A 23,087-nucleotide genomic window follows, 5' to 3' on the forward strand; every position below is an offset into this window, starting at 1 on the left:
ATGCGTTGACAGCCGTGGGCCGCGCGCCGAGACTTTTCGCCGCCATGCGAGTGAAACTGATTTCACCACGCGAACGAGCTCCCCAGGGACGGTCATGACCTCTTCCCGCACCACCCCCGGGCTCCGCCCGCCCCGCACCTTCCGCACGGTCTTCCCGGTGCTGGCCCTGTGCTGGCTGGCCGTCTTCTTCGACGGGATGGACGTCAACATCTACGGCGCCGTCATGCCGCACATGCTCGACGACGCGGACCTCGGCCTCACGAAGGGGAGCGCGGGCACCATCGGCAGCTGGACCACCTTCGGCATGCTCATCGGCGCGCTCGCCGCCGGGAACGTCACCGACTGGCTCGGGCGCAGGCCCCTGCTGGTCGCCAGCATCACGCTCTTCTCGTTCGGCTCGGCGCTCTGCGCCCTCGCCGGCAGCCCGGCCTCCTTCGGCTTCGGACGGTTCGTGTCGGGCCTCGGGCTCGGTGGGCTGATGCCGCTGTGCCTGGCGATGGTGATGGAGTTCGCGCCGCCGCGCCGGGCCGCCCTGACGACGGGGCTGCTGATGACCTCGTACCACGCGGGCGGCATGGCGGCGACGGGCCTCGGGCTGACGCTGGCGCCCGCCTTCGGGTGGCGCTGGGTGTTCTGGGCGGGCGCGGTGCCCGCCGTCATCGCCGTACCGCTGCTGCTGAGGCTGCTGCCGGAGTCGCCCGGGGTGCTCCTCGCGCGGGGCGAGCGGGAGCGGGCGGACGCGGTCGCGGACCGGTACGGGCTCGCGCGGCCGACGCCCGTGGAGGCGCCGGCGGCCGGGGCGAAGGGCCGCCTGGAGGCCGTCCGGGCGCTGTTCCGGCCGGAGTCGCGGTGGGCGACGCCGCTGCTGTGGCTGGCGGCCTTCTGCGGACTGCTGCTGGTGTACGGGGTGTCGACGTGGCTGCCGCAGATGATGCGCGCCTCCGGTTACGGGGTCGGGTCCTCCGTCAGCTTCCTGCTGGTCATCAACGCGGGCGGCATCGTCGGCATGCTTGTCGCCGGGCGCACCGCCGACCGGTTCGGCCCGGTACGCGTGTCGGCGATCTGGTTCGTGCTCACCGCCGCCGGGGCGCTGCTGCTGGGGGCGCGGTTGCCGCTGGGCTGGACGTACGTGGTCGTGGCGCTCACCGGTGTGGTGCTCTTCAGCGCGCAGGTGATGGTGTACGCGGCCACGAACACCGTCTACCGCGACAGCGAGCGCGCCGCCGGCCTCGGCTGGGTGACCGGCGTGGGCCGTACGGGCGCGGTGTTCGGCCCGTGGCTGGGCGGGGTGCTGGCGGCGAGCGGCCACGACGGCTGGGGCTTCACGGCGTTCGCCCTGGCCGGGCTGGTGGGCGCCGCCGCCATCGCGTGCGTCCCGCTCGCCGCGCGCGCCCCGCGGACCGGGCCCGCTCAGCCCATCGGCAAACCGGTGTAGTTGTCGGCCAGTTCGGCGGCGGCGTGCGGCGAGGCGGTGATCCGGTCGAGCTGCGCGAGCTGGAGGCGCGTGTCGAACGGCGACTGGTCCGGGTCGGCGTGCAGCGTCGTCGTCATGGCGTACGAGAAGTGCTCCGCCCGCCACACCCGGCGCAGACAGGTGGCGGAGTACGCCTCCAGGAGCTCGTCCGAGCCCGTGTCCACCCGGTGGGCGAGGGCGCGGGCGACCACCACCACGTCGGCGACGGCGAGGTTGAGGCCCTTGGCGCCGGTCGGCGGCACGATGTGCGCGGCGTCCCCGGCGAGGAGGAGCCGCCCGTGACGCATCGGTTCGGTGACCCAGCTGCGCATCGGCAGCACCGCCTTCTGCGTCACCGGACCGCGCTCCAGCCGCCAGTCCGGCTCGGCGTCGAGCGCGAAGCGGGCGTCCAGCTCGTCCCAGACGCGCTCGTCGGGCCAGTCGGCGGGGTCGGTGCCGTTCGTGACCTGGAGGTAGAGGCGGCTGACGGCCGGGGTGCGCATGCTCGCGAGGGCGAAGCCGCGCGGGGAATGGGCGTAGATCAGCTCGTCGTAGACGGGCGGCGCCTCGGCGAGGATGCCCAGCCAGGAGTAGGGATAGGTCCGCTCGTACGTGGTGCGCAGGTGCTCCGGTACGGCGGTGCGGGCGACGCCGTGGAAGCCGTCGCAGCCGACGACGTAGTCGCAGGTGAGGGTCTGCTCCCGACCCTCGTGGGTGTAGCGGACGGCGGGGCGGTCGGTGTCGGCGCCGTCGACGGCGTGGACCTCGGCCTCGAAGAGCAGCGGACCCCCGTCGGCGAGCTGGAGGGCGATGAGGTCCTTGACGACCTCGGTCTGGGCGTACACCGTCACCCTGCGCCCGCCGGTGAGGGCGGGGAAGTCGAGGCGGTGGGCGCGCCCGTCGAAGCGCAGCTCGATACCGTCGTGGACCAGGCCCTCGCGGTCGAGGCGCGCCCCGGCGCCGGCGGCGCGCAGCACGTCGACGGTGCCCTGCTCCAGGATCCCGGCGCGCTGGCGGCGCTCGACGTACGCGCGGTCGCGGCTCTCCAGCACGACGCTGTCGACACCGGCGCGGTGGAGCAGCCGGGCGAGCAGCAGTCCGGCCGGGCCGCCGCCGATGATCCCGACGGTGGTGTGCATGCGCTCTCCTGTTCGCGTGGTGAAGTAAACTTCACGGAATCGGGTGCGCCGAGTGTGCGCCCGCCGCCCGACGCTGTCAACGCCCGCGTCACCGCCCTGAGTACGACGGAGAGCCGATGCCTTCCACCAGCCCCTCCGCCCCGCCTCCGGGCCCGCCGCCCGAGGCCGTCGCCCCGCTCATGCGCGGTATCGCCGTCCTGCGCGGGCTCACCGACGCCGGAGGCTCACTGAGCCTCAGCGCGGTGGAGCGCGCCACCGGCCTCGCCCGCGCCACCGTCGACCGGGTCGCGGCCACGCTGGCGCGCATGGGGTACGTACGCCTCGACGGCCGCGACGCGACGCTCGCCCCGCGCCTGATGGAACTCGGCAACGCCTACCTCGCCGCGATCCGGCTGCCCGACCTGCTGGGGGCGCACGCGGACGCGCTCGCCGACGCACTGGACGAGTCGGTCTCGCTGGCGGTGGGCGACGGCGACGGCATCCGCTTCGTCCACCAGGCGACCCGGCGCCGCGCCATGTCCCTGAGCTTCCGCATCGGCGACCTGCTGCCCGTCGAACGCACCGGGCCCGGGCCGCTGTTCGCCGCCGAGTGGACGGCGGCGGAGTGGGCCCGGTGGCGCGAGCGCCGCGCCGCCGACCCGGAGGACCGGGGCTTTCCCGCCGTACCGCCGCGCCACCGCGAGGTGGACTTCGAGGAGCGGGTGGCGCGGGCCCGCGAGCAGGGGTGGGCGCTGGACGACCAGCTCATCGAGCCGGGCCTGGTCGCGGTCACCGTGCCGGTGCGGGCCCCCGACGGCGGCGTGGCGTGCGCGCTCAGCGCGGTGAGCCACACCAGCCGGCACAGCGCCTCCTCGCTGCGCGACGCCACGCTCCCCCGCCTGCGCGCGGCGGTGGACGGCATGGAGCGCGCCCTGCGTGAGGCGCCGCCGCCGCGTCCGGGGCCCCACCCGGACGCGCTCGCCGCCTGGACGGGCGGCTCCAAGCAAGAGCTGGGCCGCGGCTTCATCGAGTCCCTCGCCCGGGGACTGACCGTGCTGACCGCCTTCGGCGAGGGCCGCGACGCGCTGACGCTCAGCGCCGTGGCCGAGGCGACGGGCCTGGCCCGGGCGACCGCCCGGCGGGCGCTGATCACGCTGGAGCACCTCGGTTACGTCACGGCGTACGAGCGGACGTTCCGGCTGACACCGCGCGTGCTGGGCCTCGGGTATCCCCCGCTGTCCCGCACGACGCTGCCCGCCATCGCCGCGCCGCACCTCGCGGCGCTCGCCACGCGCGTGCACGACTCGGCGTCGCTGGCCGTGCTCGACGGGGACGACATCCGGTACACGGCGCGCGTCGCCACCAGCCGCGTCATGAGCGTCAACATCACCGTCGGTACGCGCTTCCCGGCGTACGCGACCTCGATGGGCCGCGTGATGCTGGCGGGGCTGCCGGGCGGGGAGCGCCGGGAGCGGCTCGCCCGGGCGGAGCTCACCGCCCTGACCCCGTACACCGTCACGGACCCGGCCGAGCTCGCCGCGGTCCTGGACGGGGTCGCCGCCCGGGGCTACGCGCTCGTCGACGAGGAGCTGGAGGAGGGCCTGCGGTCCATCGCCGTCCCCGTACGCGACCGGGCCGGGACGGTGGTCGCGGCGGCGAACGTCGCCATGCACAGCGTGCGGCGCAGCGCCGAGGAGTGCGTCGCGCAGGTGCTGCCCGAGCTGCGGGCGGCGGCGGACCGGATCGAGGCGGACCTGGCGGTGGTGGGGCGCTTCACGCGCGTCCCGTTGGAGTGAGTCCGCGGGGGCTCAGAAAACGGACAGGCCGGTCAGGGTGGTGAACCGGTCCAGGGCGGCCACGCCCGCCACCGAGTTGCCGCGCCGGTCCAGGCCCGGGGACCAGACGCACAGGGTGCAGTGGCCGGGCACGACCGCGATGATGCCGCCGCCGACACCGCTCTTGCCGGGCAGGCCGACCCGGTGGGCGAAGTCCCCGGCGGCGTCGTACGTGCCGCAGGTCAGCATCACGGCGTTGATCTGCTTGGCCTGGCTGCGGGTCAGCAGCGTCGAGCCGTCGGCCCGTATGCCGTGGCGGGCGAGGAACCCGGCGGCGAGCGCCAGGTCGGCACAGGACGCCTCGACGGAGCACTGGCGGAAGTACTGCTCCAAGAGCTCCGGGACCGGGTTGGTGATGTTGCCGTACGAGGCCATGAAGTGCGCGAGGGCGGCGTTGCGGTCGCCGTGCGCCGCTTCGGAGGCGGCGACCTTCTCGTCGAAGTCCAGCCCGGGGTTGCCGCTCTCGGCGCGCAGGAGGTCCCGCAGCGCCCCGGAGGCGTCGCCGCCGGTCAGGGCCTGGAGGCGGTCGGTGGTGACGAGGGCGCCGGCGTTGATGAACGGATTGCGCGGGATGCCGTTCTCGTACTCCAGCTGCACCAGCGAGTTGAACGGGTTGCCGGACGGCTCGCGGCCTACCCGCTCCCACAGCGCCTCGCCGTCCGCCGACAGCACCAGGGCGAGGGTGAAGACCTTGGTGATGGACTGCGCCGAGAAGGGCGTGCGCCAGTCCCCCACGCCGTACACCGTGCCGTCGAGCTCGGCGACGGCCATCCCGAAGCGGCCCGGGTCCGCCTCGGCGAGCGCGGGGATGTAGTCGGCGGGGCGGCCGCGGTCCCGGTCGGGGACGGCGGCGATCTCGGCGGCGATGCGGTCGAGGACGGAGGCGAAGCGCGGTGACACGCCCACACAGTACGGGTCAGCCCAGCCGCGGAAGCACCCGGTCCGGGGTGAGGGGCAGCTCGCGGAAGCGGACGCCCGTGGCGTGGTGGACGGCGTTGCCGATGGCGGCGGGGGTGCCGACGATGCCGATCTCGCCGATGCCCTTGCTGCCCATCGGGTTGAGGTGGGGATCCTCCTCCTCGACCCAGTGCGCCTCGACGTCCGGCACGTCGGCGTGGCTCGGTACGTGGTACGCGGCCAGGTCGCGCTCGGCGAAGTCGCCGAAGGCCGGGTCCACGGTGGAGTGCTCGGTCAGCGCCATGCCGAGCCCCATGACCATGCCGCCGATGAACTGGGAGCGGGCCGTGCGCGGGTTGAGGATGCGCCCGGCGGCGTACACGCCGAGCAGCCGCCGCACCCGGACCTCGCCGGTGGCGGTGTCGACCGCGACCTCGGCGAAGTGGGCGCCGAAGGCGTGCCGGGCGAACGGCGGCGTGCGCTCGGCCTCCTCGGTGGTGTCGGCGGTGGAGGTCAGGCCGCCCGCGGGCAGCGGGCCCTCGTGGCGGGCGATCCGCTCGGCGAGCCGCGTACACGCCTGGTGCACGGCCGAGCCCCAGGAGGCGGTGCCGGACGAGCCTCCGGCGAGGGGGGCGCGCGGGAGGCGGGTGCTGCCGATGCCGATGCGGACGGAGCCGAGGTCGGTGGAGAGGGTGTCGGCGGCGATCTGGGCGAGGACGGTCCGGGCGCCGGTGCCGATGTCGGTGGCGTTGACGTGGACCGCGTACGTGCCGTCCGGCAGGGCGGTCGCGGTGGCCGTGGACGGCGAGAGCAGCACGGGGTAGGTCGCGGCGGCCACCCCGGTGCCGGTCAGCCACCGCCCCTTCGGGCCGCCGCGGCGGGCCGCCGGGCGCGGGTCGCGGTCGTGCCAGCCGAAGCGGCGGGCGCCCTCGCGCAGGCAGGCGACGAGGTTGCGGCTGGAGAAGGGCAGGCCGGTGTCCGGCTCGGTGGCGGGGTCGTTGCGGACGCGCAGCTCGACGGGGTCGAGGCCGAGGGCGTCGGCCAGCTCGTCCATGGCCGACTCGAGCGCGTACATGCCGGACGCCTCACCCGGGGCGCGCATCCAGGACGGCGACGGCACGTCGAGGGGCACGACCCGGTGGCTGGTGAGGCTGTGCGGCGAGGCGTACATGACCCGCGCGGGGACGGCCGCCTGCTCGACGAACTCGCTGACGCGCGAGGTCTGCGTGGTGACCTCGTGGGCCACGGCGATCAGCGTGCCGTCGCGGTCGGCGGCGAGCCGGACGCGCTGGACGGTGGGCGCGCGGTGCCCGACGGTCGTCGGCAGGTCCTTGCGGGGCAGCGCCAGTTTCACGGGGCGGCCGGTGTGCCGGGCGGCCATGACGGCGAGCACGACGTGCGGACGGGGCGTGCCCTTGGAGCCGAAGCCGCCGCCGACGTGCTCGGAGCCGACCGTGATCCGTTCCTCCGGAATGCCGAACATCCCTGCCAGGACGGCGCGCACCGGCCCCGCGCCCTGACTGGAGTCGTACACCGTCAGGTGGCCGGAGCCGTCGGCGCCGTCCCAGCGGGCGTAGGCGGCGTGCGGCTCCATGGGGTGGTTGTGCAGCGGTGGTATCCGGTAGGTGGCATCGACGCGTACGGGCGCGGCCGCCCAGGCCCCCTCGGCGTCGCCGCGCACCCGGCGGGCGGCGCTGCCGCCGTTGGCCTCGTCGGGCTCGTACGCGTCCGGGTGGTCGGGGCGGAGGGTGACGTCGTGCGGCTCGGCGGCGTACGTGACCCGGACGGCCTCGGCGGTGGCGCGGGCGGCCTCCAGGGACTCGGCGACGGCGAGGGCGACGTACCAGCCGCGGTGCGGCACGCGGTCGTTCTGCAGCACGGCGAGGGCCGGGTCGTCCGGCTCGGCGACCCGGGGCGCGGTCCACGGCGTCAGGACGGCGAGGGCGCCGGGCGTGGCGAGGGCTGCGGTGGTGTCGACGGCGGTGACGCGGCCGCGGGCGATGGTGGCGGGGACGGGCCAGGCGTACGCGCAGTCGGGCGGGGTGTGCGCGAGCTCGGTGGCGTACCGCGCGGTGCCGGTGACCTTGTCGCGGCCTTCGAGGCGCTCGGCGGGGGCGCCGAGTCCTCCGCCCGCGAGGGCGGTCGTCGATGCGGCGGCGGCGCCGGAGGTGGTCTGGGTGGGGCGCATCGCGGCTCTCCGGATCCGGTCGGCGGGTCGGGTTCGTCCGTCCGTGGTGGTGGTCGGTGTCGGCGGTCGGTGGCTGCGGTCGCGGTCGGTGGCTGCGGCAGCGGTCAGCGGTGGGCGAGCTCCCGGGCCTGGGCGAGCTCCGCCAGGGCGCGGCGGGCGAGGTTGCGGGCGAGCGGCACCTTGAAGGCGTTGTCGCCGAGCGGCTCGGCGAGGGCCAGTTCGGCGTTGACCGCGTGGCCGATGTTCGCGGTGTTCGGCGGGTGGCCGAGGAGCGCGGCCTCGGCGAGGCGGGCGCGCCACGGGCGGTGCGCGAGGCCGCCGAAGGCGAGCCCCACATGGCGTACGAGCCCCCTGTCGTCCACGTCCAGGACGGCCGCGACGGAGGCGAGCGCGAAGGCGAAGGAGGCCCGGTCGCGGGCCTTGTGGTACGCGGACGGCAGTCCGGCCGTCGACGCCGGGAGCGCGACGGCGGTGATCAGCTCGCCCGGGCGGATCACGGTGTCCCGTTCCGGGTGGTCGCCGGGCAGGCGGTGGAACTCGGCCGCCGGCACGGTCCGCCCGCCGTCGGGGCCGCGCAGCTCGACGGTGGCGTCGAGCGCGGCGAGCGCCACGGCCATGTCGGAGGGGTGTGTGGCGATGCAGTGCGGCGAGTGGCCCAGCACGGCGTGGTCGCGGTGGACGCCGTCGCGGGCGGCGCAACCGGCGCCCGGCTCGCGCTTGTTGCAGGGCTTGGAGGTGTCCTGGAAGTACGGGCACCGGGTGCGCTGCAGGAGGTTGCCGCCGGTGGTGGCGACGTTCCGCAGCTGCCCCGACGCGCCCGCGAGCAGCGCCTGCGACAGGGCCGGGTAGCGGGTGCGCACCAGGGGGTGGGCGGCGAGGTCGCTGTTGCGTACGGTCGCGCCGACGCGCAGCCCGCCGTCCGGGAGCTCCTCGACGGTGTCCAGCGGGAGCCGGCTGACGTCGACGAGGGTGTCGGGGCGCTCGACGCCGTGCTTCATCAGGTCGACGAGGTTGGTGCCGCCGGCGAGGTAGCGGGCGCCGGGGTTCCCGGCGTGGGCGGCGGTCGCTTCCTCGACGCTGGTGGCGCGTACGTACGCGTAGGGCTTCATCCGCGGATCACGTCCTCACGTGCTGCTGCTGACGTCCTCGACGGCGGCGACGATGTTCGGGTACGCGCCGCAGCGGCAGAGGTTGCCGCTCAGCCGCTCGCGGATCTCGTCGGCCGTGAGGCGGACGGGGCCCTGCGCGGGCGGGGCGCTGGGGTCGGTCGCGTACGAGGGGTGGCCGGCGGCGGCCTCGTCGAGGACGCCGACCGCCGAGCAGAGCTGGCCGGGGGTGCAGTAGCCGCACTGGAAGGCGTCCCGGTCGAGGAAGGCGCGCTGCAGCGGGTGCGGCTCGCCGTCGCCGTCGCCGTCGGCGGCCAGGCCCTCCACGGTGGTGATGTCGCGGCCGTCCTGGGCGACGGCCAGCAGCAGGCAGCTGTTGGCCCGCCGGCCGTCGACGAGCACGGTGCAGGCGCCGCACTGGCCGTGGTCGCAGCCCTTCTTCGCGCCGGTCAGGCCGAGGCGCTCGCGCAACAGGTCGAGCAGCGTCGCGCGGTGGTCGACGGCGAGGGTGTGCGGCGCGCCGTTCACCGTGAGGGTGACGCGCGAGTGGGTGGGGGCTTTCGAGGACGGCACGGCCGGCATCAGTAGACCTCGTCGCCCTCGTCGGGGACGGTGTGCATGGCGGCTTCCTCGGCGGAGGCCGCGGCACCGGCGATGCCGACGTCGCGGGCGACGACGTCCTTCTCGGTGTCGGGGTGGGCGCCTTCGTCCGGCGCGACGAGCCGGCCGGAGCGCTCGCGCCCCACCTGATCGTCGTAGGGCTCGCCGTCCCCGCCGGGCAGGTCCCCGATCCCGTTGGACGCGGTCGCGGGGTCCTCCGGCTGCAGCGCCGGATCCGGAACCTCCTCGGCCAGCCGCTGGTCCAGGCTCTCGCGCTCGCGCTGCTCGCGAGCCGTGGTGCCGGTGTGGTCGACGGCCAGCGGCCGCTCGGGCGGGGACCAGCCTTCGTCGTACGGGTCGGCCTCGCGGTCCGACAGGGTGTCCTCGGGGTCGAGGATGCCCGTGTCCTCCCGGTCCTCGGCGACGGGCTGGTAGACCTCGTCCCCCATCGATTCTTCGGTTCCCATGGCGTGGCTCCCCTGTCCTGCTCCGGCCTGATCCGTAAGTCAGGCGCTACGCCTGATCGCGTATCCAGACTGGAACAGGTCACACCTCCCGGCATTCCGGACGAAGCGGCGGGGGCCCGGTCACCGGGAGGGACGGCGGCCCGGCGGACGCGCCGCCGCGCCGCGGCGGCCTGCACGGCGGCGGGCCGCGGTGCCGGCACGGAAGGCGGGCCGCTGCGGCGAACGGAACCTGCGGCGGCACTGCGCGGGACGCAAAACCCCCGGCGTCGGCGCTGCGGAGGGCCGACGGGGCGCGACGGCACGAAGCGCGGTTTCGGTCGCGGGGCCGGGGTGGCGGGACCAGGGAGGCCCCGGCAGGGCGGCGGGACCAGGGAGGCGCCAGCAGGGCGGCGGGGCCGGGGGGCGCGGCAGGGCGGCGGGCGCGGCGGAGGATCCGCCGGGCCCGCCGCCATCGGCTGCCGCTCGCCACCTCTTCAGTGCTTGAACATGTCCTTGGCCTTCTTGCCCATCTGGCGCAGATCGCCCTTGGTCCGCTCCGAACGCCCCTTCGCGGTCGTCCGCTCGTTGCCGGACGCGCGGCCGAGGGTCTCCCTGACCGCACCCTTCACCTGCTCGATCTTGCCGGGCGTCTTCTTGTTCCTGGTCACGGTCGCACTCCTCACTACCGAGCCGTCCCCCCGACGACAGGACTTGTGCCCCGGCACAAACTCGGACAAACCCGGCGCATCAGGTCCGCTCCGCATCCTCCCACTCCGCGAAGCCCAGCGACGGCGTGTCCCACCTGAGCACCCGGTCGGCCTGCCGGTGGGTGAGCTCGGCCAGTCTTCTCGCCTCCTTGATCACGTCTCCGTGCTCCTCGACCAGCTGGTCGTATATCGGCGAGCCGGGGCGGGAGGGATGGGTGCTCATGAGCGGTTCTCCTGGGACCGGGGACAGGGCAGCGGTGCGGCGGCCGGGGCGTGACCCGGCCGGGGCTCCCGCCGCCTGCCCGGAGTTCCGCGGATCATGCCACCCCGTTCGCTCCGCGGGACGCGGCCTCAGTACACGTGCTCCTGGGTACGGCGTACGCACGCGAGGACGACGTCGCGCAGGCTGCCGGTGCGGCGCAGCAGCTCGCGCTGGACGCGCGCGCCGTTGCCGTGGGCGAGCAGTTCGGCGGTGCCCTTGCGGGCGTCGGGCAGGTCGCCGTTGGCCTCCAGCGCCTCCTCGACGTGGGCGAGCAGCGCGTGCACGACCTGCTCGGCGGGTGCGGGCCGCATGGTCACGGGGTGGAGCAGCTCGCCGTCCACACCGGAGCGGCTCGCCCGCCACGACGCGGCGCGCAGCAGGCTGACGGTGTGGCGGGCCGGGGGCAGGCCCGCGCGCCACTCGTGGGCCGCGGTGTCGACCAGAGCGCGGGCGAGGGTGGCGATCAGGGCGGTGGTGGACGCGTCCAGGCAGACGTCCGGGGCCCTGACCTCGACGGTCGGGTAGGCGCGGGACAGCCGGGCGTCGAAGTAGATCATGCCTTCGTCGTGCAGGACGCCGGTGCCGAGGAGGTCGCGGACCTGCTGGTGGTAGCGGTCGGCGGAGCCGAAGAGCTCGACCGGGCCGGCCGAGGGCCAGCGGCCCCAGACGCGGTTGCGGTAGCTGCTGTACCCGCTGTCGTGGCCCTGCCAGAAGGGCGAGTTGGCGCTCAGCGCGAGCAGCACGTGCAGCCAGGGCCTGATGCGGTCGAGGACGGCGACGCCCTCCTCGTCGGACTCGACCGACACGTGGACGTGGCAACCGCAGGTGAGCTGCTCCTGGGCGGTGAGGCCGAAGTTCTTCTGCATCCAGCGGTAGCGGTCGCCCTCGGTGAAGGCGGGCCCGGCGGGCAGGGGCGAGGTCGCCAGGGCCGCGACGGCGCCACCCACCCTGGCCGCGTGGCGGGCCGCCTCGGCGCGCCAGCGCTCCACCTCGGCGTGCAGCTCCCGCATGCCGGAGCGCGGGTGCGTGGCGAACTCCAATTGCTGGCCCTGCAGTTCCTTCTGGAAGGCCTGCTCCCTGCCCTCCCGGCTCTCCTTCGCGGCGAGGGCCAGCACGGCCATGGACAGCGCCCGTGGCTCGCCGCTGTACGGATCCACCAGCAGGAGTTCCTCTTCCACTCCGACAGTGCGCAACGGAAACCACCTTTCCATCGCATCCGGCGGGGACCACGCGGGACGCCCATCATCCCGGGTCCGGGCAGGCCGCGCACCGCCCCCCACCGGGATCTGGCGAGTTCCCGTCGAACCCGGCTTGAACCCGGACCCGGGGCCCGCCCCGGTCCTGCCCGGTTCCTGCCCCGGGTCCTGGCCCCGGTCGACGCCCATCCGTGGCGAAGCACTGACGCACTGTCACCGCCCCGCTATACGATCGACTCCGATCGGCGTGACCCCGGGGCCCAGGGAGGCGGAATGTACGAGATGGAACTGAGGGTGGATGCCGGACCCTCGGCCTCCGCCGAGCAGATCGACCGACAGGTCACCTCCCTCCACCGGGACTTGCGCGCGCTCGGGCACTTCCAGGTCCGGCGCAAGCCGGCCCCTGCCCCGGGCGGGTCCATGGCCTCGGCGGGGTACGAGCTCGGGGTCCTGGTCATCAGCGGGGCCTTCTCGGCCGCCGCCGTGAAGGCGGTGAGCAATGTGCTGGTGGCGTACGTCCAGCGCTCCAAGGCGCGCTCCGTCGCGTGGGAGTTCGACGGCCACAAGGGCTCCTTCGAGGCGCTGTCCGCCAAGGACCAGGCGGCGCTCGTCGAGGTGGTGGCGGCCCGGATCGCGGCGGGCACGGACGGCACGGGGACGGACGGCACGGGCACGGCTGGCACGGGGACGGACGGCACGGGCACGGCCGCCGCGAGCGCGGCCGACACGGGGACGGACCGCACTGGCGCGGACCGCACGGGAAACGGCACGGGGGACGGCGATGGCGGGACGCAGAATCGCGCTGCTGGTCGCGACTGACGGGTACGTCGACCCGGGTCTGAACCAGCTGCGCTCCCCCGCGCGCGGCGCCGGCGAGCTCGAGGCGCTGCTCAGGGACCCGGCGGTGGGCCGCTTCGACTTCGTCCGTACGCTCTCCAACCGCCCCAAGGAGGAGATCGAGGGCGAGATGGAGGCGCTGCTCGCCCACCGCGCCCCGGACGACCTGGTGCTGCTCTACCTCTCCTGCCACGGCGTCCGCAACGACACGGGCCGGCTCTTCTTCGCCACCATCGGCACCGACCTCGGCCGCCCGCACACCACCGCCGTCCGCGCCGACCTCGTCCACCACCTCCTCGACGAGTGCGAGGCCCGTGCCAAGATCGTGCTGCTGGACTGCTGCTACAGCGGCCTCTTCCACCGCGGCACCCCCATGTCGCCCGCCCCCGTCGACGTCGAGTCGGCCCTGGCGGGCCGCGGCACCTTCGTGATCACCGCCTCCACCGCGCTGGAGTACGCGTACGAGGGCGACCAGCTCACCCTCGACAACGCCCGCCCGGGCTCCCGGTTCACGGCGGCGGTCAACGAAGGGCTCGGCACGGGCCTGGCCGACCTGGACCGCGACGGCGTGATCACGCCCGACGAGCTGTACACGTACGTCCACGACGCGGTGGTCAACCAGGGGGGCCCGGAGCAGACGCCCACCAAGTCGGGCCAGTACGAGGGGCATGTGCCGCTCGCGTACGCCCCGGTCATCGACGCCGCGGCGGGGCCCTTCGCCGCCCGCACCGCGAAGGTCGACGAGCTGCTGCTCGGCGCGCTGCTCCCGCCGCCGGTGGACACCCCGGACCGGGGGTTCATCTGCGACTCCTGGGAGGGCGCGTCCCGGCTGCTGGTGCCCATCGGGCGCACCGAGGCCACCTCGGGCGGGGAGCCGATGTTCCTGGACCTGGCCGGGCGGGAGGGCAACGCCGCGGTGGTCGGCAGGCTGGGCAGCGGCAAGACGACCCTGCTGCGCGTGATCGCGATGTCCCTGGCCCTCACCCACACCCCGCACGAGGTGGAGTTCTACCTCCTGGAGGGGGCCGTCAACCGGCTCGGGGTGCTGCGGTCCATGCCGCACGTACGGATGGTGGCCGCGCCGCACGAGCACAGCGCGGTCGAGCAGGTCCTCTCGGCCGTGCAGGACGCGGTCGCCGCGCGGCGCGCGCTCTTCCGGGACCGGGGCATCGACTCCGTCGAGGAGTTCCGCGAGCTGCGCGCCGCCGGTGAGCTGCCGGACGGCAGTGGCAGCGACATCTTTGTGGTGATCGACGGCTGGCTGGACTTCCACTGGGAGAACCCCGCCTTCGCCGCCACCATCCACCGCCTGGTCAACACCGGGCTGAACTACGGCGTCCACCTCCTGGTCTCCGCCCGCCGGTGGAGCGACTTCGGCTCGGGTCTGCTGGGGCTGCTCGGCACCCGGGTCGAGCTCGCCCTGGAGGATCCCTCCGAGTCGTACGTCGACGCCGGTCTCGCCTCCAGCATCGGCGTCGGCTGGGCGCTGGCCCGGCGCCGGCGCTTCCGCGTGGCCGTGCCCCGGCTGGAGGAGGCGTCCAGTACGGCGGAGGCCCGGCGGGCCCTGGCCGACACGACGCTGCGGATGCGCGAGCGGTGGCTCGGCGCCCAAGGGGGCGGCGACCCCACCACACGGCCCGACCCGGTCACCGCCTACGCCGCACTGCTGGGCCTGGAGGGCGGCGCCCGCCCCCGGCGCCGGGCGGAGGAGCGGCTGCGGGTGCCGCTCGGTCTGGACGACAACGGCGGGCCCGTCCACCTCGACCTGAAGGACGCCTCCCAGGGCGGCATGGGCCCGCACGGCCTGTGTGTCGGGGCGACCGGCTCCGGCAAGACGGAGCTGCTGCGGGCCCTGGTGCTGGCGCTCGCCGTCACCCACTCCTCCGAGACGGTCAACCTCCTCCTCGTGGACGCCAAGGACGGCGCGGGGTTCGCCGGCCTGGCGGATCTGCCGCACGTCTCGGCCGTCGTCAGCGGCCTGGCGGACGACCCCGCCCTGGTGGACCGGCTGCGCGAGGCGCTCACCGGCGAGCTGCACCGCCGCCAGGACGTGCTGCGCGAGGCGGGGAACTTCCCGCACCTCGCCGCGTACGAGAAGGCGCGCGCCGACGGCACCCCCCTCGACCCGCTGCCGTCGCTGGTGCTCGTGGTGGACGAGTTCGGCGACCTGGTCACGAAACCCGACTTCCTGGACCTGCTGGTGCGGATCGGCCGGCTCGGCCGGTCGCTCGGCATCCACCTGCTGCTCGCCTCGCAGCGCCTGGAGGAGGCCAGGCTCCGCGGCCTCGACCCCTTCATCTCGTACCGCATCGGCCTGCGCGCCTTCTCGGCGGCCGAGTCGCGCGCCGCGATCGGCGTGGCGGACGCGTACCACCTGCCGAGCGACCCGGGCCTCGGCTACCTGCGGTCCGGCACGAACACACTCGTCCGCTTCAAGGGGGCGTACGTCTCCGGCGCGGCCGGCCCGTCGGAGGACTCGCTGCTCGACGTCGCCGTACGGCGGCTGCGCGGCCAGGAACCGCCCGCGCACCAGGTGTGGCTGCCGCCGCTGGACACGCCCCCGGCGCTCGCCGACCTGCTGCCGCCCCTGGTCACCGACGCGGAGCGCGGACTTCACCCGCAGCGCACCGCCGACGGCCGCCAGGGGCCGGCGCTCTCCGTCCCCATGGCGCTGCTCGACAAGCCGGAGGAGCAGCGCCGCGAGGTGCGGTACGCGGACTTCGCGAGCGGGACGGGTCACGCGCTCGTGGTCGGCGGGCCGCAGTCCGGGAAGTCGACGCTGCTGCGCACGCTGGTCTGCGGGCTCGCCCTCGTCCACACGCCGCGCGAGGTGCAGTTCTACGTCCTCGACTTCGGCGGCGGCTCCCTGCGCCTGCTGGACGGCCTGCCCCACCTGGGCGGGCGGGCGTCCCGGCTCGACGGGGAGCAGGTGCGCCGTACGGTCGCCGAGGTCGCCGGCGTCCTCGCCGAGCGCGAGGAGTTCTTCCGCGCCCACGGGATCGGCTCCATGGAGGAGTACCGCGGGGCCCGTGGCACCGGCGAGTGGGCCGAGGACAAGTGGGGCGACGTCTTCCTGGTCATCGACGGCTGGTCGGCCTTCAGGAGCGACTACGAGCAGCTGGAGGACACCATCGTGGACCTGGCGGCGCGCGGCCCCGCCCACGGCGTCCACCTGCTGCTCGCGACACCGCGCTACGCCGACGTACGGCCCGCCCTGCGCGACCGGCTCGGCCCCGCGGTCGAGCTGCGGCTCGCCGAACCCAAGGAGTCGGAGATCGACCGGGGCAAGGCGGAGACCGTCCCGGTCGGCGTCCCCGGCCGCGGCCTGAGTCCCGGCGGGTACCACTTCCTCGCCGCCGTACCGCGCCTGAGCGGAGGCCCGGACGGCCCGGACGCGTCGGCGGAGGCGGCCACCACGTACCTGGTCACCGCGATCGGGGAGGCCTGGGCGGGTCCGCCGGCGCCGCCGGTGCGGATGCTGCCGGCGTTGCTGCCGCTGGAGGAGCTGGGGCGGGAGCGGGAGGACGACCCCGGTCGGGAGATCACCATCGGCATAGACGAGGCGAGCCTGTCGACGGTGACCATCGACTTCGAGTCGGACCCGTACCTCCTCGTCGTCGGGGACAGCGAGTTCGGCAAGTCCTCCCTGCTGCGGCTGATCGCCCAGCAGATCACCTCGCGGTACGCGGAGCGGCAGGCGGGCCTGGTCGTCGCGGACTACCGGCGTTCGCTGCTGCACGACCTGCCCGCCGACCGCACGCACTACTGCGCGAGCGGCGCCCAGCTCAAGGAGGCGGTGGCCGAGCTGGCGGCGGTCCTCCGGGAGCGGATGCCGGGCGTGGACGTCACGGCGGAGCAGCTGCGCAACCGCAGCTGGTACACGGGCCCCGACCTGTTCGTCCTGGTGGACAACTACGAGCTGGTGGCCACCGCCTCGGGCAACCCGCTCCACCCGCTGCTGGAGTTCCTGCCCTTCGGCCGGGACCTCGGGCTGCGTCTGGTGCTGTGCCGCAGTTCGGTACGGGCCTCACGGGCGATGTACGAGCCGCTCACGCAGGGCGTGCGGGAGCAGGGCGCCCAGGAGATCACGCTCTCCGGCGACCGCCCGGGCCGCTGCACGATGACGGACCGGCGCGGCGCGTCCCGGCGGGTGCAGCTGGCGTACGTGCCTCCGCGGGACGCGGTCGGCCGGGCGGGGGCCTCCGGGGGGCCTTGAGGGATCTCAGGCGACGGGATCTCAGGCGGCGGGCTCTCAGGCGACGGAGCCGATGCGGCCCGCCGGGGCGTCGGGGCCGTCGTGGTGGATGGGGGTGTGGGCGCCGGTGAGGGAGACGCCGCTGCCGCCGCGCCGGGCGGCGACGATCTCCGCGCCGATCGACAGGGCCGTCTCCTCGGGCGTACGGGCGCCCAGGTCCAGGCCGATCGGGGAGCGCAGGCGGGCGAGTTCGAGTTCGGTGACGCCGACCTCGCGCAGCCGCTTGTTGCGGTCCTCGTGGGTGCGGCGGGAGCCCATCGCGCCGACGTACGCGACGGGAAGCTTCAGGGCCAGTTCGAGCAGGGGCACGTCGAACTTGGCGTCGTGGGTGAGCACGCACAGCACGGTGCGGCCGTCCACCTCGGTGGACTCCAGGTACGTGTGGGGCCACTCGACGACCACCTCGTCCGCCTCCGGGAAGCGGGCGGGGGTGGCGAAGACGGGGCGGGCGTCGCACACGGTGACGTGGTAGCCGAGGAACTTGCCGACCCGTACCAGCGCCGACGCGAAGTCGATGGCGCCGAAGACGATCATGCGGGGTGCGGGGACGCTGGACTCGACCAGCAGCGTGAGCGGCTGCCCGCAGCGGGAGCCGTCCTCGCCGATGACGAGCGTGCCGGTGCGGCCGGCGTCGAGCATGGCGCGGGCCTCGCCCGCGGCTGTGCGGTCCAGCTCGGGGTGGCCGCCGAGGCGGCCCTCGTACGAGCCGTCCGGGTGGACCAGCAGAGCCGTACCGAGCAGCTCCGCCGGTCCCTCCGTGATCCTGGCGAGGGCCGCCGCCTCCCCTCCGGCGGCGGCCGCCAGCGCGGCGGGGTAGACCCCGCCGCGAACCGGGGTGACGAGGATGTCGATGATGCCACCGCAGGTCAGGCCGACCGCGAAGGCGTCCTCGTCGCTGTAGCCGAAGCGCTCCAGGACGGTCTCGCCGTCCGCCAGCGCCTGCCGGCACAGTTCGTAGACCGCGCCCTCCACACATCCGCCGGAGACCGAGCCGATCGCGGTGCCCTCGCTGTCGACGGCGAGAGCGGCGCCCGGCTGCCGGGGCGCGCTGCCGCCGACGGCCACCACGGTGGCCACGGCGAAGTCGCGTCCCTGCTCGACCCACCGGGTGAGTTCCTCGGCGATGTCCAGCATGTCGGCCTCCTTCGAGAGAGCTTCTGTGTGGAGGGCCCGGCCTTTTGTCAGTGTCCGGTACCCATGGCGAAGTAGAAGATGAACACTGCCGAGAGCACCCACATCAGGACGCTCGGCTCGCGCCACTTGCCCTGAGCGGCCTTGATGACGCAGTACGCGATGACGCCGGCGCCGACACCCGTGGTGATGGTGTAGGTGAAGGGCATCAGCACGACCGTGAGGAAGACCGGGACGGCGACGGACCAGTCGGTCCAGTCCACGTGCCGGGCGTTCTGCAGCATCATCGCGCCGATGACGACCAGGGCGGCGGAGGCGACCTGGCCGGGCACCAGCTGGGTGAGCGGGGTGAAGAACAGGCACGCGGCGAAGAAGAGACCGGTGACCGAGGCGGACAGGCCCGTACGGGCGCCCTCACCGACGCCGGTGGCGGACTCGATGAAGACGGTCTGGCCGGAGGCACCGGTGCCACCGCCGATGATGCCGCCCGCGCCGTCGATGAACAGCGCCTTGTTGAGGCCGGGCATCTTGCCCTGGGCGTCGGCGAGCTTGGCCTCCTGGCCGACGGCGATGATGGTCGCCATGGCGTCGAAGAAGCCGGCCAGCACCAGGGTGAAGACGATCATGCTGACGGCCGCGTAGCCCAGCTTGTCCCAGCCGCCGAAGCTGACATCGCCGAAGAGCGAGAAGTCCGGCATGGAGACCGGGCTGCCGTGCAGGATCGGCGCCTTGCCGCCCCACGCCTTCTCATCGATGAGGCCGGTCGCGGTGCCGATGACGGAGATGACCGTGCCGACGACGATGCCGAGCAGGATGGCTCCGGGGATCTTGCGGGCCTGGAGCGCGAAGATCAGCAGGAGCGTGAAGGCGAAGAGCGCGACCGGCCAGCCGGTCAGGGAGCCTCCGACACCGAGGGTGACGGGACCGCCGCCCTCGCCCTTGCCGACGAAGCCGGCGTTGACGAAGCCGATCATCGCGATGAAGAGGCCGATGCCCATCGTGATGCCGTGCTTCAGCGCCAGCGGTATGGCGTTCATGATGACTTCACGGACGCCGGTGACCACCAGCAGACAGATCACGGCGCCGTAGACGACGCACATGCCCATCGCCTGGGGCCAGGTCATTTCGGGGGCGACCTGGGTGGAGATGACGCCCGCGACGCTCAGGCCCGCCGCGAGGGCGAGCGGAACCTTGCCGATGAAACCCATCGCCAGAGTGGTGACCGCTGCTGCGAGGGCGGTGGCCGTGATCAGCGCGGGCTGGCTCAGCTTGTCGCCGAGCGAATCCTCGCCGCCGAGCAGCAGAGGGTTGAGCAGGAGGATGTAGGCCATCGCCATGAAGGTGGTGATGCCGCCGCGCACCTCACGCGCGACCGTGGATCCTCTGTGGGTGATGTGAAAGTACCGGTCGAGCCAAGACCGTCCGGCGGGGACGCGAGAGCCGGAGCCCGCGTCTTCGGCGACGGTCTTCGGCTCCACTGACGACTGGGTCATGGTGCCTACTCCCAAGGTTCAAAGGGGCACCCGCATGCACAGGGGCATAAAGCTGCGGGATTTGGGATGGTGCGTTGGCTGCACGACCCGGGGGACGGCCCGAGACGAACGGGGTACTGCGTGGGGGGTACTTCGTCGATGGGGGGCGGGGGATGGGTGGGGGGTGAAGCGTGGGGGGAACCGCGAGCGGTGCGGTTGCTACTCCGGGCGGTGCGGGCTGGGAAGTGTGACGTTCCTGGGAGGCACGCACCGCCCGGAGGGCTTGCGGGGCCCCGGGGCCTTGCGGCCCCGAGGGTTCTACAGGGTGCCGGTGAGGTGCTCGGGGCGGACCGGCGTCTTGTTCAGCTCCAGGCCCGTCGCGTTCCGGATCGCCGCGAGGACGGCCGGGGTGGAGGACAGGGTCGGGGCCTCGCCGATGCCGCGCAGACCGTAGGGCGCGTGGTCGTCGGCGAGTTCGAGCACGTCGACCGGGATGGTCGGGGTGTCGAGGATGGTGGGGATCAGGTAGTCCGTGAAGGAGGGGTTCTTCACCTTCGCGGTCTTCGGGTCGACGATGATCTCCTCCATCACCGCGACGCCCAGGCCCTGGGTGGTGCCGCCCTGGATCTGGCCGACGACGGAGAGCGGGTTGAGGGCCTTGCCGACGTCCTGGGCGCAGGCCAGCTCGATGACCTTGACCAGGCCCAGCTCGGTGTCGACCTCCACGACCGCGCGGTGCGCGGCGAAGGAGTACTGGACGTGGCCGTTGCCCTGGCCGGTGCGCAGGTCGAAGGCCTCGGTCGGGCGGTGACGCCACTCGGCCTCGATCTCGACGACCTCGTCCTCCAGGACGTCCACCAGGTCGGCGAGGACCTCGCCGCCGTCGGTGACGACCTTGCCGGCTTCGAGCACCAGCTCAGCCGTGGCCCAGGCGGGGTGGTAGGTGCCGAACTTGCGGCGGCCGATCTCCAGCACCTTCTCGCGGACGAGCTCGCAGGAGTTCTTCACCGCGCCGCCGGTCATGTACGTCTGGCGGGAGGCGGAGGTGGAGCCGGCGGAGCCGACCTGGGTGTCGGCCGGGTTGATCGTCACCTGGGTGACGCCCAGCTCCGTGCGGGCGATCTGGGCGTGGACGGTGATGCCGCCCTGGCCGACCTCCGCCATCGCGGTGTGGACGGTCGCGACCGCCTCGCCGTTGATGACCTCCATGCGCACCTTGGCGGTGGAGTAGTCGTCGAAGCCCTCGGAGAAGCCGACGTTCTTGATGCCGACCGCGTAGCCGACGCCGCGGACGACGCCTTCGCCGTGCGTGGTGTTCGACAGGCCGCCGGGCAGCGCGCGGACGTCGGCGCCCTCGGTGGTCTCCCACTGGCGCTCCGGCGGCAGCGGACGGGCCTTGATGCGCCGCAGCAGTTCGGCGACCGGGGCCGGGGAGTCGACCGGCTGGCCGGTCGGCATGAGCGTGCCCTGCTCCATGGCGTTGAGCTGGCGGAACTCGACCGGGTCCATGCCCAGCTTCGCCGCGAGCTTGTCCATCTGGGCCTCGTACGCGAAGCACGCCTGGACCGCACCGAAGCCGCGCATGGCACCGCACGGCGGGTTGTTCGTGTAGAGCGCGATGGCCTCGATGTCGACGTCGTCGATGACGTACGGGCCGACGGAGAGCGAGGAGGCGTTGCCCACCACGGCCGGGGAGGCGGAGGCGTAGGCGCCGCCGTCCAGGACGATCTTGCACTTCATGTGCGTGAGCTTGCCGTCCTTGGTGGCGCCGTGCTCGTAGTAGAGCTTCGCCGGGTGCCGGTGGACGTGGCCGAAGAACGACTCGAACCGGTTGTAGACGATCTTCACCGGCTTGCCGGTGCGGAGCGCCAGCAGGCAGGCGTGGATCTGCATCGACAGGTCCTCGCGGCCGCCGAAGGCACCGCCGACGCCGGAGAGCGTCATGCGGACCTTCTCCTCGGGCAGGCCGAGGACCGGGGCGATCTGGCGGAGGTCGGAGTGCAGCCACTGGGTGGCGACGTAGAGGTCGACACCGCCGTCCTCGGACGGCACGGCGAGGCCGGACTCGGGGCCGAGGAAGGCCTGGTCCTGCATGCCGAAGGTGTACTCGCCCTCGACGATCACGTCGGCGCGCTTGCGCGCCTCCTCCACGTTGCCGCGGATGATCGGCTGGCGGTGCACGATGTTCGGGTGCGGTACGTGGCCGGCGTGGTGGTCGTCCCGGCCCGGGTGCAGCAGCGGGGCGTCCGGCGCGAGCGCGGAGGCCTCGTCGGTGACGACGGGCAGCTCCTTGTACTCGACCTTGATCTTCGCGGCGGCGCGGCGGGCGGTCTCCGGGTGGTCGGCGGCCACGAGGGCCACCGGCTCACCGTGGTGGCGCACCCGGCCGTGGGCGAGGACGGGGGTGTCCTCGATCTCCAGGCCGTAGTTCTTCACCTCGGTGGGCAGGTCGTCGTAGGTCAGGACGGCGTAGACGCCGGCCTGCGCGAGGGCCTCGGAGGTGTCGATGGAGACGATCTCGGCGTGCGCCACGGGCGAACGGAGGATCTGGCCCCAGAGCATGTCCTCGTGCCACATGTCCGAGGAGTAGGCGAACTCGCCGGTGACCTTGAGGGTGCCGTCGGGGCGGAGCGTCGACTCGCCGATACCGCCCTTGGTCTGGGCGCCCTGGGTGACCTTGGTGGGAGTGCCCGCCGGGGCGGACGCGACTCGGGTGTTCTGAGCCATCAGACTGCCTCTCCCTGACGAGCGGCCGCCAGGCGGACCGCGTCGAGGATCTTCTCGTAACCGGTGCAGCGGCAGAGGTTGCCGGAGAGCGCCTCGCGGATGTCCTCGTCGGACGGCGACGGGTTGCGCTCCAGCATCTCGTCGGCCGCGACCAGCAGGCCCGGGGTGCAGAAGCCGCACTGGACGGCGCCCGCGTCGATGAAGGCCTGCTGGATCGGGGAGAGCTCGCCGCCCTCGCCGGTCTGGGAGTCGGTGCCCTTGGCGGACCACTGCTGGGCGGCCTGGAGGGGGGTGCCCTCCTTGCCGTCGGCGGAGGCGGAGCCGCACGCGCCGGTGCCGCACGCGCCGCTGTGCTCGGCACGCTGCTTGGCGTAGTCGGCGAGGCCCTCGACCGTGACGACCTCGCGGCCCTCGACCTGGCCGGCGGCGACCAGGCACGAACACACCGGGACGCCGTCCAGGCGGACCGTGCAGGAGCCGCACTCGCCCTGCTCGCAGGCGTTCTTGGAGCCGGGCAGGCCCAGGCGCTCACGCAGGACGTACAGGAGGGACTCGCCCTCCCAGACGTCGTCGGCTTCCTGGGGACGTCCGTTGACCGTGAAATTGACGCGCATGGTTATGCAGCTCCTTCAAGGGTGCGGCCGGTGCCGCGGTACTGCTCCCAGGTCCAGCCGAGCGTGCGGCGGGCCATGATCCCGACGGCGTGACGGCGGTACTTGGCCGTGCCTCGTACGTCGTCGATCGGGTTGCAGGCGGCGGAGGCGAGCTCCGCGAACTGCTTGGCGATCGAGGGAGTGATGATCTTGCCGTTGTCCCAGAAACCGCCCTCTTCGAGCGCGGCGTTCAAGAACTCCTCG

Annotated in this window: 17 protein-coding genes and 1 pseudogene; 4 read left to right on the forward strand and 14 right to left on the reverse strand. The window is 73.8% G+C overall.

The window, feature by feature from the left end; translation table 11 throughout:
* Window positions 1-94: 94 nt before the first annotated feature.
* A complete protein-coding gene (locus AB0A69_RS32830) occupies window positions 95-1,435 on the forward strand; it encodes an aromatic acid/H+ symport family MFS transporter (protein ID WP_361429599.1) in 1,341 nt (446 codons plus the stop codon).
* Here AB0A69_RS32830 and AB0A69_RS32835 read toward each other — a convergent pair.
* A complete protein-coding gene (locus AB0A69_RS32835; RefSeq protein ID WP_361429601.1) occupies window positions 1,411-2,592 on the reverse strand; it encodes a 4-hydroxybenzoate 3-monooxygenase in 1,182 nt (393 codons plus the stop codon). The two genes, AB0A69_RS32830 and AB0A69_RS32835, sit on opposite strands and share 25 nt — an antisense overlap.
* Before the next feature lie 116 nt (window positions 2,593-2,708).
* Between AB0A69_RS32835 and AB0A69_RS32840 the strand changes: the two genes are divergently transcribed.
* The gene (locus tag AB0A69_RS32840) at window positions 2,709-4,367 is read left to right on the forward strand and encodes an IclR family transcriptional regulator C-terminal domain-containing protein (protein ID WP_361429603.1); all 1,659 of its coding nucleotides are present in this window, start codon (window positions 2,709-2,711) and stop codon (window positions 4,365-4,367) included.
* A 12-nt stretch (window positions 4,368-4,379) separates the two neighbouring features.
* Here the strand turns inward: AB0A69_RS32840 and AB0A69_RS32845 are convergent, their stop codons facing one another.
* From AB0A69_RS32845 to AB0A69_RS32880, 8 genes are all read right to left on the reverse strand, one after another.
* Window positions 4,380-5,312: a glutaminase gene (locus AB0A69_RS32845; RefSeq protein ID WP_361429605.1), complete on the reverse strand. Its 933-nt coding sequence runs from the start codon at window positions 5,310-5,312 to the stop codon at window positions 4,380-4,382.
* A gap of 10 nt (window positions 5,313-5,322) precedes the next feature.
* The gene (locus tag AB0A69_RS32850) at window positions 5,323-7,491 is read right to left on the reverse strand and encodes a xanthine dehydrogenase family protein molybdopterin-binding subunit (protein WP_361429607.1); all 2,169 of its coding nucleotides are present in this window, start codon (window positions 7,489-7,491) and stop codon (window positions 5,323-5,325) included.
* 104 nt (window positions 7,492-7,595) lie between these two features.
* A complete protein-coding gene (locus tag AB0A69_RS32855; protein ID WP_361429609.1) occupies window positions 7,596-8,600 on the reverse strand; it encodes a xanthine dehydrogenase family protein subunit M in 1,005 nt (334 codons plus the stop codon).
* 15 nt (window positions 8,601-8,615) lie between these two features.
* A complete protein-coding gene (locus AB0A69_RS32860) occupies window positions 8,616-9,179 on the reverse strand; it encodes a 2Fe-2S iron-sulfur cluster-binding protein (RefSeq protein ID WP_361429611.1) in 564 nt (187 codons plus the stop codon).
* Window positions 9,179-9,664 carry a DUF5709 domain-containing protein gene (locus tag AB0A69_RS32865; RefSeq protein WP_361429613.1) on the reverse strand — a complete coding sequence of 162 codons (486 nt, stop codon included), beginning with the start codon at window positions 9,662-9,664 and terminating at the stop codon, window positions 9,179-9,181. The genes AB0A69_RS32860 and AB0A69_RS32865 overlap by 1 nt, the downstream gene beginning before the upstream one ends.
* 473 nt (window positions 9,665-10,137) lie before the next feature.
* Window positions 10,138-10,311, reverse strand: coding sequence for a CsbD family protein (locus tag AB0A69_RS32870; RefSeq protein ID WP_361429615.1), 174 nt, complete (start codon window positions 10,309-10,311; stop codon window positions 10,138-10,140).
* A gap of 79 nt (window positions 10,312-10,390) precedes the next feature.
* On the reverse strand, window positions 10,391-10,573 hold the full coding sequence (locus tag AB0A69_RS32875) for a hypothetical protein (RefSeq protein WP_361429617.1): 183 nt from the start codon (window positions 10,571-10,573) through the stop codon (window positions 10,391-10,393).
* Between the two features lie 128 nt (window positions 10,574-10,701).
* Window positions 10,702-11,805: a glutamate--cysteine ligase gene (locus AB0A69_RS32880; RefSeq protein WP_361429619.1), complete on the reverse strand. Its 1,104-nt coding sequence runs from the start codon at window positions 11,803-11,805 to the stop codon at window positions 10,702-10,704.
* A 276-nt stretch (window positions 11,806-12,081) separates the two neighbouring features.
* Between AB0A69_RS32880 and AB0A69_RS32885 the strand changes: the two genes are divergently transcribed.
* The gene (locus AB0A69_RS32885; protein WP_361429621.1) at window positions 12,082-12,627 is read left to right on the forward strand and encodes a hypothetical protein; all 546 of its coding nucleotides are present in this window, start codon (window positions 12,082-12,084) and stop codon (window positions 12,625-12,627) included.
* On the forward strand, window positions 12,590-16,861 hold the full coding sequence (gene eccCb, locus AB0A69_RS32890; protein ID WP_361429623.1) for a type VII secretion protein EccCb: 4,272 nt from the start codon (window positions 12,590-12,592) through the stop codon (window positions 16,859-16,861). The genes AB0A69_RS32885 and eccCb overlap by 38 nt, the downstream gene beginning before the upstream one ends.
* A 36-nt stretch (window positions 16,862-16,897) precedes the next feature.
* Here eccCb and AB0A69_RS32895 read toward each other — a convergent pair whose 3' ends face one another.
* From AB0A69_RS32895 to AB0A69_RS32915, 5 genes and pseudogenes are all read right to left on the reverse strand, one after another.
* Complete coding sequence (locus tag AB0A69_RS32895; protein ID WP_361429625.1) at window positions 16,898-18,034, reverse strand: XdhC/CoxI family protein; 1,137 nt, start codon at window positions 18,032-18,034, stop codon at window positions 16,898-16,900.
* Between the two features lie 47 nt (window positions 18,035-18,081).
* Complete coding sequence (locus tag AB0A69_RS32900) at window positions 18,082-19,524, reverse strand: NCS2 family permease (protein ID WP_361429627.1); 1,443 nt, start codon at window positions 19,522-19,524, stop codon at window positions 18,082-18,084.
* Between the two features lie 297 nt (window positions 19,525-19,821).
* Window positions 19,822-22,230 carry a xanthine dehydrogenase subunit D gene (gene pucD, locus AB0A69_RS32905; RefSeq protein ID WP_361429629.1) on the reverse strand — a complete coding sequence of 803 codons (2,409 nt, stop codon included), beginning with the start codon at window positions 22,228-22,230 and terminating at the stop codon, window positions 19,822-19,824.
* A complete protein-coding gene (locus tag AB0A69_RS32910; RefSeq protein ID WP_361429631.1) occupies window positions 22,230-22,844 on the reverse strand; it encodes a (2Fe-2S)-binding protein in 615 nt (204 codons plus the stop codon). Before AB0A69_RS32910 ends, pucD begins: the two co-directional genes overlap by 1 nt.
* Window positions 22,845-22,846: 2 nt before the next feature.
* A pseudogene (locus tag AB0A69_RS32915) lies at window positions 22,847-23,087 on the reverse strand (xanthine dehydrogenase family protein subunit M); the annotation flags it as partial.

Source organism: Streptomyces sp. NPDC045431 (assembly GCF_040646655.1).
In the GTDB taxonomy this organism is placed as follows: Bacteria; Actinomycetota; Actinomycetes; order Streptomycetales; family Streptomycetaceae; genus Streptomyces.